This window comes from Mesorhizobium sp. M4A.F.Ca.ET.022.05.2.1 (assembly GCF_003998845.1).
In the GTDB taxonomy this organism is placed as follows: Bacteria; Pseudomonadota; Alphaproteobacteria; order Rhizobiales; family Rhizobiaceae; genus Mesorhizobium.
In genome coordinates, this window is the sequence record NZ_RZOJ01000185.1 from 1 (window position 1) to 10924 (window position 10924).

General features: G+C 65.9%; 12 protein-coding genes and 1 pseudogene. 4 read left to right on the forward strand and 9 right to left on the reverse strand.

Features of this window, described 5'->3' with window-relative positions; all coding sequences use genetic code 11:
* From EN745_RS19835 to EN745_RS19850, 4 genes and pseudogenes are all read right to left on the reverse strand, one after another.
* A pseudogene (locus EN745_RS19835) lies at positions 1-140 on the reverse strand (protein-(glutamine-N5) methyltransferase, release factor-specific); the annotation flags it as partial.
* Positions 133-1212, reverse strand: a complete 1080-nt coding sequence (prfA, locus tag EN745_RS19840; RefSeq protein ID WP_127422058.1) for a peptide chain release factor 1 — start codon at positions 1210-1212, stop codon at positions 133-135. The pseudogene EN745_RS19835 and the gene prfA, both read right to left, overlap by 8 nt.
* Before the next feature lie 139 nt (positions 1213-1351).
* On the reverse strand, positions 1352-3622 hold the full coding sequence (ptsP, locus tag EN745_RS19845; RefSeq protein WP_126058148.1) for a phosphoenolpyruvate--protein phosphotransferase: 2271 nt from the start codon (positions 3620-3622) through the stop codon (positions 1352-1354).
* Positions 3623-3703: 81 nt separating this feature from the next.
* Entirely contained in the window at positions 3704-4957 is a 1254-nt protein-coding gene (locus EN745_RS19850) for an aspartate kinase (RefSeq protein WP_126058147.1), read from the reverse strand.
* A gap of 220 nt (positions 4958-5177) precedes the next feature.
* Between EN745_RS19850 and EN745_RS19855 the strand changes: the two genes are divergently transcribed.
* A complete protein-coding gene (locus tag EN745_RS19855; RefSeq protein WP_126058146.1) occupies positions 5178-5474 on the forward strand; it encodes a hypothetical protein in 297 nt (98 codons plus the stop codon).
* A 165-nt stretch (positions 5475-5639) separates the two neighbouring features.
* Complete coding sequence (gene ubiG, locus EN745_RS19860; protein WP_127422059.1) at positions 5640-6389, forward strand: bifunctional 2-polyprenyl-6-hydroxyphenol methylase/3-demethylubiquinol 3-O-methyltransferase UbiG; 750 nt, start codon at positions 5640-5642, stop codon at positions 6387-6389.
* Positions 6390-6417: 28 nt separating this feature from the next.
* Here the strand turns inward: ubiG and EN745_RS19865 are convergent, their stop codons facing one another.
* Positions 6418-7332, reverse strand: a complete 915-nt coding sequence (locus tag EN745_RS19865) for a DMT family transporter (RefSeq protein WP_126058144.1) — start codon at positions 7330-7332, stop codon at positions 6418-6420.
* Positions 7333-7433: 101 nt separating this feature from the next.
* On the opposite strand from EN745_RS19865, the gene EN745_RS19870 reads away from it, so the two are divergent.
* Complete coding sequence (locus EN745_RS19870) at positions 7434-7919, forward strand: MarR family transcriptional regulator (RefSeq protein ID WP_126058143.1); 486 nt, start codon at positions 7434-7436, stop codon at positions 7917-7919.
* 13 nt (positions 7920-7932) lie between these two features.
* Here the strand turns inward: EN745_RS19870 and EN745_RS19875 are convergent, their stop codons facing one another.
* The 4 genes from EN745_RS19875 to EN745_RS19890 form a co-directional block, all read right to left on the reverse strand.
* A complete protein-coding gene (locus tag EN745_RS19875) occupies positions 7933-8358 on the reverse strand; it encodes a DUF1178 family protein (RefSeq protein WP_126058142.1) in 426 nt (141 codons plus the stop codon).
* Complete coding sequence (locus tag EN745_RS19880) at positions 8355-9215, reverse strand: carbon-nitrogen hydrolase family protein (RefSeq protein WP_126058141.1); 861 nt, start codon at positions 9213-9215, stop codon at positions 8355-8357. The genes EN745_RS19875 and EN745_RS19880 overlap by 4 nt, the downstream gene beginning before the upstream one ends.
* A 2-nt stretch (positions 9216-9217) precedes the next feature.
* Positions 9218-9487, reverse strand: coding sequence for a glutaredoxin 3 (grxC, locus tag EN745_RS19885; RefSeq protein ID WP_126058140.1), 270 nt, complete (start codon positions 9485-9487; stop codon positions 9218-9220).
* Between the two features lie 67 nt (positions 9488-9554).
* Complete coding sequence (locus EN745_RS19890; RefSeq protein WP_127422060.1) at positions 9555-10355, reverse strand: ComF family protein; 801 nt, start codon at positions 10353-10355, stop codon at positions 9555-9557.
* Between the two features lie 54 nt (positions 10356-10409).
* Between EN745_RS19890 and EN745_RS19895 the strand changes: the two genes are divergently transcribed.
* Positions 10410-10924: methyltransferase domain-containing protein (locus EN745_RS19895; protein ID WP_127422061.1), on the forward strand; the 515-nt coding region annotated here is incomplete at its 3' end.

Consider the following 10924-nt stretch of genomic DNA (forward strand, 5'->3'; position numbering starts at 1 on the left):
GCCTGGGTGCGGGTCGTTCCGGAAAAATGCTCGACGAGCAGCCTGGCATCCAGCGTCGGATCGGCCACGCCGGCGGCGGCCAGACGTTGCCGCGCCTCCCGCAGCAGCGGCCCGAGCGTGCCGGGCAAAATGTCAGCCATCGAGGCCAATGTCGGCGAGCAGTTTCGACTGGTGGTCGGAGATCAGCGCGTCGACGACCTCGTCGAGCTCGCCCATCATCACCCGGTCGAGCTTGTAGAGAGTGAGGTTGATGCGGTGGTCGGTGAGGCGGCCTTGCGGGAAGTTGTAGGTGCGGATGCGCTCCGAGCGGTCGCCCGAGCCAACCTGCGACTTGCGCGATTCCGAGCGCTCCTCGTCCGCCCTGCTGCGTTCGAGGTCATAGAGCCGCGCCCGCAGGATCTGCATGGCGCGCGCCCGGTTCTGGTGCTGTGACTTTTCCGCCTGCACCACCATGATGCCGGTCGGCAAATGGGTGATGCGCACCGCCGAATCGGTGGTGTTGACGTGCTGGCCGCCGGAACCCGACGCGCGCATCGTGTCGATGCGGATGTCTTCGGCCCGGATCTCGATGTCGACCTCCTCCGCTTCCGGCAGCACGGCGACGGTCGCCGCCGAGGTGTGGATGCGCCCGCCAGCCTCGGTCGCCGGCACGCGCTGCACCCGGTGCACGCCGGACTCGAATTTCAGATGCGCGAACACGCCTTTGCCCGACACCGAGGCGATGATTTCCTTGTAGCCGCCGACCTCGCCGTCGCTTGCGGAGACCACTTCGAAGCGCCAGCCGCGCGAGGCGGCGTAGCGCTCATACATGCGAAACAGGTCGCCGGCGAACAACGCCGCCTCGTCGCCGCCGGTGCCGGCGCGGATTTCCAGAATGGCGTTCTTGTCGTCGGCGGCATCCTTGGGCAGGAGCAGGATCTGGATGTCTTTCCGCAACGTCTCGATGCGGTCCTCGACTTGCGGAAGGTCGGCCTCGGCGAGCGCCCGCATCTCGGCATCGGTGCCCTTGTCGGCGAGCATCGCCTCGAGGTCGGCCTGTTCCTGCTCGGCTGCGCGCAGCGCCCGGATCTTGGCTACCATCTCCTGGATGTCGGCGTATTCCGAGGCCATCCGGACATAGGCGTCCGCAGTCGGCCCGGCCGACATCTGCGCTTCGAGCATCTCGAAACGCTTCACGACTTGATTCATGCGGTCGCGCGGCAGGTTGATCATGGGCTTGGAACTTCGATCGAATTCACATCAGGGCGAGTCGAAAATGGCGAATTTGGAGAACCGGAGCGGAATGTACATTTAGGTACATGAGCACCGGAAGCGCAGAAAATCGACATTTGCAGACCGCCCTCACGTGAATCTAGAGCGGAATCGAGCGGTCGTCGGCAAAGGCTTGCAGCAGGGCGCGCATCGGCAGCCCCTGCGCCGGCGCCATCAGATTGTCGGCGAAGAAGGCTTGCAATTCGTCCAGCGGCAATTCGGTCAGCATCGCCTTGACCGGGCCGATCGAAGCCGGCGACATCGAGATCGAGCGATAGCCGAGGCCGATCAGCGCCATTGCGGATATGGGTTTTCCGGCCAGTTCGCCGCACAGCGTCACCGGCGTGTGATTGCGCACGCCGGCGTCGGCGATCGTCTTCAGAACCCGCAGGAACGGCGCCGACAGCGTGTCGAAGCGGTCCGACAATTGCGTGTTGCCGCGATCGACCGCCATGACGAACTGGAACAGGTCGTTGGAGCCGACCGAGACGAAGTCCACCGCCTTCATCAGTTCGTCTAGCTGAAACAGCAGCGACGGCACTTCCAGCATGGCGCCGAGCTTCAAGCTGGTCGGCAGATGGTGTGCAAAGCGCGACAGGTGCCTGACCTCTCGGTCGATGATCTCGCGCGCCTGCGCGATCTCGCCGAGCTCCGTCACCATCGGCAGCATCAGCTTGAGCTCTCGGCCGCCGCAGGCCTTGAGCAAGGCACGGATCTGCGTCCTGAGCAGACCCGGGCGGTCGAGGGTGAGCCGGATCGCCCGCCAGCCGAGCGCCGGGTTCTCCTCCTGCAACGCCCCCTTGAAGTAAGGCAGCACCTTGTCGCCGCCGATGTCGATGGTGCGAAAGGTCACCGGCTTGCCGCGCGCGGCATCGAGCACGTCGCGATAGAGCCGCTCCTGCGCCTCGGCGCGCGGAAAGGTCGAGGCGACCATGAACTGCAGCTCGGTGCGGAACAAGCCGATTCCGGCCGCGCCCGACTCGGCAAGCTGCGGCAGGTCGACAGCAAGCCCGGCATTCATCAGCAGATCGACAGCAACACCGTCCTTGGTCACCGACGGCTTCTTGCGCAGCTCGCGATAGACCTCCTGCCGCCGCGCGCGGAAGCGCACCTTCTCGGCATAGGCGGCTTCGAGGTCGGGCTGCGGCCTGAGGTGGATCGTGCCCTCCTCGCCGTCGACGATGATGGCGTCGCCGTTTTCCGCCATGGAAACGGCGCCCTTCATCTGTCCGGCGACGGGAATGCCCATGGCTCGCGCCACGATGACGACGTGGCTGGTCGCGGCCCCGTCCTCCAGCACGACGCCGCGCAGCTTGTCCCTGGGGTAGTCGAGCAGTTCGGCCGCGCCCATCGAGCGGGCGACGAGGATGGCATCCTTCGGCAGCGACGCCGCGACATCCTCCGGCCCGCGCCCCATCAGTTGGCGCAGCAGGCGGTTGGCAAGGTCATCGAAATCACTCATCCGCTCGCGCAGATAGGGGTCGGTCATGTGCAGCATGCGGGCGCGCATGTCGCTCTGCACCTTCTCCACCGCCGCTTCCGCCGTCAGGCCGTTGCGGATCGCCTCCTCCAGCCGGCGCACCCAGCCGCTGTCGTTGGCGAACATGCGATAGGCTTCGAGCACCTCGCGGTGTTCGCCCTCGAAGGCGACCTCGCGGCGCTCCAGCATGTCATCGATGGAGAGCCTGAGCGAGCCGAGCGAGGTCTGCAGCCGGCGGACTTCCTCCTCGCTGTCCTCGTTGAACAAATTAGTGACGACGATGCGCGGTTCGTGCAGCACGACATGGCCGAGCCCGACGCCTTCGTTGAAGGAAAGGCCGGTGAAGCTGACGGGGCGGCGCAGGTCGAGCTCCAGGCCCGGGCGGGTCAGCCTGGCGAGATCGCCGGTGGCGATCATCTCGGCGATGACCATCGCCGTCGTTTCCAGCGCCTCGACTTCATCGTCGCGGTAGTGGCGCATGGTCTTGTTCTGCACCACGAGCACGCCAAGCGTCCGCCCTGCCCTGAGCACTGGCACGCCGAGGAAGGAGTTGTAGATCTCTTCGCCGGTCTCCGGCAGGTAGGCGAAGGCCGGATGCTCCTGCGCGTTGGAGAGGTTGAGCGGCCGTGCGCTGGCGGCGATGGTGCCGACGAGACCCTGGCCGAGCCGCAACTGCGCCAGGTGGACGGCGTTCGGATTGAGACCTTCGGTGGCGTAGAGCTCGAGAACCGAATCAGCGCGCAGCACATAGAGCGAGCACACCTCGGCGACCATGTTGGAGGCGATGTCGCGCACGATGCGGTCGAGCCGCTCCTGCGGCTCCAGCGGCTCCTGCATGAGCTCGCGGAGCCGCTTCAGCAGAACGCGCGGGCCACTGGCCGTATCACGCATCGCGGCTTCTTCTCCAATAGAGTCCTTGCCGGCGCAGTTTCCGCCGCGCCCGGCACTCACGCAACAACTGATTCAGTCTTGCTATTGCTTATCCAGACCGTAGACGGAATGCAAAGTGCGAACCGCCAATTCGGTATACGGACCGTCGATCAGTATCGAAATCTTGATCTCGGAAGTGGTGATGGCGCGGATATTGATCGCCTTGTCGGCCAGCGCCTTGAAGGCGGTGGCGGCGACACCCGCGTGGCTGCGCATGCCGATGCCGATGACCGACACCTTCGACATGCCGGCTTCCGACTGCACCACGTCATAGCCGACATCGGCTTTTAGACGCTCCAGCACCGCAAGCGCCTTGTCGACGTCGCCCGACGGCACCGTGAAGGTCATGTCGGTGAACTTGCCGTCCTCGGAGATGTTCTGGACGATCATGTCGACATTGATGTTGGCTTCGGCCAGCGGCCCGAAGATGCCGGCGGCAACGCCGGGGCGATCGCCGACGCGGCGCAGCGAAATCTGCGCCTCGTCCTTGGCGTAGGCAATTCCGGTGACGACCTGCTGTTCCACGATCTCTTCCTCGTCGCAAATAAGCGTTCCGGGCGGATTGAGCAAATCCCCCATTCCGGGCGCGTCGGGATCGTCGAAGGACGACCGCACGAAGGTACGCACCCTGTGCACCATGGCAAGCTCGACCGAGCGCACCTGCAGCACCTTGGCGCCGAGCGAGGCCATTTCGAGCATTTCCTCGAAGGAAATCTTGGCCAGCCGCCGCGCCTTCGGCTCGATGCGCGGATCGGTGGTGTAGACGCCGTCGACATCGGTGTAGATGTCGCAGCGGTCGGCCTTGACCGCCGCCGCGATGGCCACGGCACTCGTGTCGGAGCCGCCGCGGCCCAGCGTCGCGATGCGGTTGTCCGGCCCGATGCCCTGGAAGCCGGCGATGACGGCGACCTGGCCCTCGCCGAAGCGCTTGATCAGGAAGGCGCCGTCGATGTCGAGGATGCGCGCCGCGCCATGCGCGTTGTCGGTCTTGATCGGGATCTGCCAGCCCTGCCATGAGCGGGCGTGCACGCCCATGTTCTGCAGCGTGATCGCCAGCAGGCCGGCCGTGACCTGCTCGCCGGAGGCGACCACGGCGTCATATTCGCGCGCGTCGTGCATCGGCGAGGCCTCGCGCGTCCAGCCGACCAGTTCATTGGTCTTGCCGGCCATCGCCGAGACCACGACGGCGACCTCATGGCCGGCGTCGACCTCGCGTTTGACATGGCGCGCCACGTTGCGGATGCGGGCGATGTCGGCGACGGACGTTCCGCCGAATTTCATCACGATGCGCGCCATGGAAACGAAATGCCTTTGACTGGATGCTGGGCCGTGGAGCCGAAAAAACACGCCGGCCAAGGCCGGGTGCTGAATGCGCGGCCTCCTTAGCCAAATGATCAGGATTTCGCAAGCATGGCGCGCAACAACGATTCGCATTGAAAATATCGGGGTTGCTGACAGATTTGAGCACCAGGTCATGCGATAGATGAACCTGGAAGCCCGACAACGAGGAGGATAGATGGCCGAGACCCTGGAAATCGTCACCTTCCGGTTGAAGCCCGGAACCGAAGCGGGCTTTGTCGCCGGCAACGGCCTGCTCAGCGACTGGCTGACGCGGCAGCCCGGTTTCCTCAGCCGCTGCCTGGCCAGGCAGGACAACGGCGGCTGGGTCGATCTGGTGCGCTGGCAAAGCCGCGAGCAGGCGCTTGCCGCCGCCGGCCGGATCATGGCGGAGATCGGCGATTGCGACGCCATGCGTGCCATCGATCCCGCCAGCGTCGACATGAAGCACCTGGCGGTCGCGCTCGCCAGTTGACCCGCCGTCGCGCCTGCCGACCGACGGCCAAGCTGCCGCGACTGAAGGATGTGGCCGGCGTCACCAGATGCGCCGCCGCGCATCGGTATGGCAGCTGTCGAGAAAAGCCGCCTTGACATTCGCGGCCCGGCAACCGACTTCCTAGCGTTCGAGGAGACCCGCCCCATGCCAGAACCCCGACGGTCGACGATCGATGCCGGAGAAGTGGAACGCTTCTCCGCGCTTGCCGCTGAATGGTGGAACCCGAACGGCAAATTCAGGCCGCTGCACAAGTTCAATCCGGTCCGGCTTGCCTACATCCGCGACCAGGTGGCGGCACGCTTTGGCCGCGATCCGCGCGCGGCGCGGCCGTTCGAGGGCCTGCGTTTTCTCGACATCGGCTGCGGCGGCGGGCTTTTGTGCGAGCCGATGGCCAGGCTCGGCGCCGAAGTGGTCGGCGCCGACGCTTCCGTCACCAACATCGAGGTGGCAAAGCTGCATGCGGCCGAGGTCGGCGTCAGTGTCGACTACCGCGCCACGACGGCGGAGGACCTCGCCGACGCCGGCGAGACATTCGACGTCATCCTCAACATGGAAGTGGTGGAGCACGTCGCCGACATCGACCTGTTCGTCGCCAAATGCGGCCAGATGGTCAAGCCCGGCGGCATCATGTTCGTCGCCACCATCAACCGCACGCTGAAGGCGCTCGGCCTTGCCATCATCGGCGCCGAATATGTGCTGCGCTGGCTGCCGCGCGGCACACACCAGTTCGGCAAGTTGGTGCGGCCGGAAGAACTGGAAAAGGCGCTTGGTGCTGCCGGCCTGACCATCATCGACCGCACCGGCGTCGTCTACCATCCGCTGGCCGACCGCTGGCAGCGGTCGAAGGACATGGACGTCAACTACATGGTGCTGGCCGAAAAGGGATCGGTCTGAGCGATCTCCTCGGCATCGATCTCGGAGCTCACGCTGCCTGACCCTGCAGCCTGGCACTGGTCTGGCTCTGCGCCCTGGTGGTGATGAACACGCCAGCGGTGATGATCATCGCACCCATCCAGGTCAGCAACTGGTAGTGCTCGCCAAGGAAGATCGTGCCGGCGAACAGGCCGACAGCAGCCGCGACGTAGCCGATCTGGCTGAGATAGACCGGGCCGCCGACCGCCTGCAGGCGGAAGAAGAAGGCAAACATCGCCGAGGCCGACGCCACCTGGCCGGCGACCACCAGCGGCACGCCGCTGAGCGGGACAAATGCGCTCTTGCCCAGCAAGGCCAGAATGCCTGCCAGCAGCAGCGTGGCCGAGGCCAGATGGCTGCCGACGGCAAGCTCGATCGGACCGGTCTCTTCGGGCCAGTCGACGGTGCGGTAGATATTGCCGGCGGCGAGGCTGACCGGGATCAGCAGCCCGACCGCCACCCAGAAGAACTCGGCCGGCTGGCCGGCCTCGCCGCGCGTGACCGCTACCATCACCGCACCGACGAAGCCGACGGCGATGCCGACGACACCGAGCAGATTCGGCCGCCTGACGCCGAGTAGGATCGAGAACACCAGCGTGACGACCGGCGACAGCGTGAACATGATGCCGGTGTAACCGGCGCCGAGATGCGGAATGGCCGAGAACATCAACAAATTGGGGAAGGCATAGGACACTGCCGCGGTGATGAAGAAATAGCGCAGCCTGTGTGCCGTCAGCCGAATACGCTCGCCGCGCAAAAGAAGCGCCAGCAACAGCACGCCGCCGGCGCCGAGCGAGATGACGAAGGCCCAGACCATGGCCGGCACACCGGCCGCCGTCGCCAGCTTGCCGAACGGCAGCGTCAGGCCGAGCAGGCTGCCGGTGACGACCAGCAGGCCGGCAGCCGAGTCCCAGAGAAATTTCATCAGATGGTCCCGTAGTTCAATCGCGGCGCTTGGCCGCTATTGTGTTTTGCGATAACATAGTGCAGAGATTCTTTATGTCAAGATACTTTTCGGTGAGATAGATGGATCGGGCGGCAAGGGCGATCGAGCAGTGGCAAAGGGAACGGCCAGACCTGGACGTCTCGCCTATGGCCGTGATCGGACGGCTGAACGAAGCCGCCTCGCTGATCTCGCGCGAGCGGCTGGCGCCGCTGTTTGCCCGCTTCGGATTGCAGCAAGGCGAGTTCGACGTGCTGGCGACCCTGCGCCGGTCCGGCAAGCCCTACGCGCTGACGCCGACCGATCTCTACGAGGCGACGATGGTGACTTCCGGCGCCATGACCGCCCGCCTCGACCGGCTGGAAAAGGCCGGTTTGATCATGCGCGCGCCGCACCCCAGCGACCGGCGCGGGGTTGTCGTTGCGCTCACCGAAAAGGGCCTGGCCGTGACCGATGAGGCACTCGTCGCCCATGTCGCCAACGAACATGACATCCTCGCCGGACTGACGCGCGAGGAGCGGGAGACGCTCGCGAGATTGCTCGGGAAGCTGATCGAAAGCTTGGGCTAGCCTGGCTGGATGCTCAGTTCCGGTCGTCCGGAAAGGTCGGGATTGGCGTGAACTCGACGCCGTCCTCGGCCAGGCTCTTCGCTTCCTCCGGCGTCGCCTCGCCATAGATGCCGCGCGGATCGGTCTCGCCGAAATGGATCTTGCGCGCTTCCTCGGCGAACTTGTCGCCGACATAGTCGGCGTTCTCGCGCACCTTCTCGGCGAGCGCCTTCAACTGCGCCAATGCCTGCTTCTGCGCCTCGCCCATGGCGAGCGCGATCTTTTCCTGTTTGCGCCCGGTCGAGACGGCCGGCGCCATCAGCGCCTTGTCAACCTTGTGCGAGCCGCAGCTCGGGCAATCGACCAAGCCACGCTTCTTCTGCGTGCCGAAATCGTCATTGCTGCGGAACCACGCCTCGAATTCGTGTTCGTGCTCGCAGATCAGGGAAAAACGGATCAAGAAGCTGCACCCCTGAGACGCGGCGCCTCGCCGGCATTGACGGCGAACTCGCGCGCGTTCTTCAGATTGGGGATCTTCCTGCGCGCGGCGAGCGACTGCGCTGGATCGATCTCGGCGACGATCACGCCGGGCTCCTCATGGGCGGCTTCCGCCACGATGCGGCCCCACGGGTCGACGATCAGCGAGTGGCCAAAAGTCTCGCGGCCGTCCTCGTGCAGGCCCCCTTGCGCGGCCGCAACCACATAGGCGCCGTTCTCGATGGCGCGAGCCCGAAGCAGCACGTGCCAGTGTGCTTCGCCGGTCTGCCGGGTGAAGGCGGCGGGCACCGAAAGCACATTGGCGCCGGCCAGCGCCTCGGCGCGGAACAGCTGCGGGAAGCGCAGGTCGTAGCAGACGGCAAAGCCGAGCCTGGCACCGTCGATCTCGGCGATGACGGCCTCGGTGCCCGGCTCGTAGGCGGCGGATTCGCGCCAGCTCTCGCCATTGTCGAGGTCGACGTCGAACATGTGGATCTTGTCGTAGCTGGCGATGGTGGTGCCATCGGGCGCGAACAGCAACGCGCGGTTGGCCAGCTTGCCGTCGGCGCGCAGGATGGCGGTCGAGCCTATATGCAGGAAGATGCCGAGCTCCTTCGCCAGCTTCCGGGCGGTCGAAACGATGATGTCCTTGTCCTCTGAGGTGAAGGAAGCGGCCCGCGCCTCCTTGTCGCGCACCAGCGCGCCGGTCATCTCGGGGGTCTGCACATAGGTGGCGCCCAGGCCTGCCGCCTCGCGCACCAGACGCTCCAGATCGACCGCGTTGCGCTCGGGGCTGGTGCCCGAACGCATCTGCACCGCCGCTGCCTTGAAACCACCCATGATCAACCCCTCGAACCGTCGGCGAGCAGCGCATCGAGCCGGCCCTCGGCCTCCAGCTCGTGGAGGTCGTCGGAGCCGCCGACATGCGTGTCGCCGATGAAAATCTGCGGAAATGTAGAGCGGCCATGCGCCCGGGAAATCATTTCCTGGCGCAGTTCCGGCGAGAAGGAGGCATCGTGCTCGGTGTAGGCGACGCCCTTGCGCTCGAGCAGCCGCTTGGCCGCGGTGCAATAGCCACACATCATGCGCGTATAGATCGTCACATCAATCATCGATCAGCATTCCTGCATGTCACCTGGAAGCGCGCAGCGCTCTGGGACAACAACAACATTTGTCGTTTTATATAGTCGCGGACTCGTCGGCTCGAAAGTCCCCTGGCAAAACGCGCGCGAAGGTCAGCACGTCGACGGCGCCGGCGCCGCCCTTCTTCAGTGCCTTGGCCACCGATCTCACGGTCGCGCCGGTGGTGTAGACATCGTCGACCAACAGCACCCGGCGGCCGGCGATCTCGATCTCCGCCTCGGACGGCACGCGGAAGGCGGCGCGCACATTGTCCTCGCGCTCCTGCCGCTCCAGCCCGACCTGCTGGCGGGTGAGCTTCACGCGCCTCACAACCGAAGCCGAGAAAGGCAGGCCGCTGAGGTGCGACACCGCCCTCGCCAGCTCGGCCGACTGGTTGAACTGCCGCCGGAAGAAGCGCCGCCAGTGCAACGGCACCGGCACGACGAGATCAGCCTCCGCGATCAGCTCGGCTCCGGCACGCTGCATCCAGCGCGCCATCCATGGCGCCAGATCCGTACGGTCTTGGTATTTCAGGCCCTGCACCATCTGGCGCGCGACGCCGGAATAGACGACCGCCGCCCGCGCCCTTTCGAAGGGCGGCGGATCGGCGATCGCCTCGGCCGAGAGGAACCCTTCGCCCATGTCGTGGGTGAACGGCGTGCCCATCACCGCGCACCAGGGCCGTTCCAGCAGCCTGAGCTTCGGCCAGCAGGTGCCGCACAGCACCCCGGGCAGCGAGACATGGCGACGGCAGCCGGCGCAGACCGGCGGAAACAGGATGCGCGCCGGCAAGGCCAATGCCCTTCGCGCGATGGTCGCGAGTTCAACGGTCTTGATCTTCGGCATTGGATCGGCCACGTGGTTTCGTCGCCGCTCCACTATATCAGAGAGCGGGAAACAGGAACCTGCCCGTTGCAGCCTATCATCGACACCTCGCTCTGGCTGGTGCGCAAGCGTCGCGCCCTGGCCCACCCCGTGGGCGGCGCCGATTTCCTGATGCGGCGGGCAGCCGATGACCTTGCCGACCGGCTCGGCGCGGTCGAGCGCAGCTTCGGCAAGGCGGCCGCGCTGTTTTGCCAGACGCCGGCGGCAGGGGATGTGCTCGCCGAGAGCGGCAAGGCGGCGGAGATAGCGCGCGTCGAAGCGGACACTGCCTTCCTCGCAGGCGCAGCCGGGCTGGTGGCGGCGCTCGAAACTGTGCCGTTCGAGGCGCAAAGCCTCGACCTCGTCGTGTCGCTGCTGTCGCTGCAGGCGATGAACGATATTCCCGGCATGCTGGCCCAGATCCGGCGGGCGCTGCGGCCCGACGGGCTTTTTCTCGGCGCCCTGGCCGGCGCCGGCACGCTTTCCGAACTGCGCGAGAGCCTGCTCGCCGCCGAGACCGAGCTCTACGGCGGCGCCAGCCCGCGCGTCATTCCCTTCACCGA

Excerpts from the sequence above, each read along its gene's own strand:
- prfA (WP_127422058.1), bottom strand. The coding sequence starts at position 1,212 with ATGATCAACCTGCCGCGCGACCGCATGAATCAAGTCGTGAAGCGTTTC.
- ptsP (WP_126058148.1), bottom strand. The coding sequence starts at position 3,622 with ATGCGTGATACGGCCAGTGGCCCGCGCGTTCTGCTGAAGCGGCTCCGC.
- EN745_RS19850 (WP_126058147.1), bottom strand. The coding sequence starts at position 4,957 with ATGGCGCGCATCGTGATGAAATTCGGCGGAACGTCCGTCGCCGACATC.
- EN745_RS19855 (WP_126058146.1), top strand. The coding sequence starts at position 5,178 with ATGGCCGAGACCCTGGAAATCGTCACCTTCCGGTTGAAGCCCGGAACC.
- ubiG (WP_127422059.1), top strand. The coding sequence starts at position 5,640 with ATGCCAGAACCCCGACGGTCGACGATCGATGCCGGAGAAGTGGAACGC.
- EN745_RS19865 (WP_126058144.1), bottom strand. The coding sequence starts at position 7,332 with ATGAAATTTCTCTGGGACTCGGCTGCCGGCCTGCTGGTCGTCACCGGC.
- EN745_RS19870 (WP_126058143.1), top strand. The coding sequence starts at position 7,434 with ATGGATCGGGCGGCAAGGGCGATCGAGCAGTGGCAAAGGGAACGGCCA.
- EN745_RS19880 (WP_126058141.1), bottom strand. The coding sequence starts at position 9,215 with ATGGGTGGTTTCAAGGCAGCGGCGGTGCAGATGCGTTCGGGCACCAGC.
- grxC (WP_126058140.1), bottom strand. The coding sequence starts at position 9,487 with ATGATTGATGTGACGATCTATACGCGCATGATGTGTGGCTATTGCACC.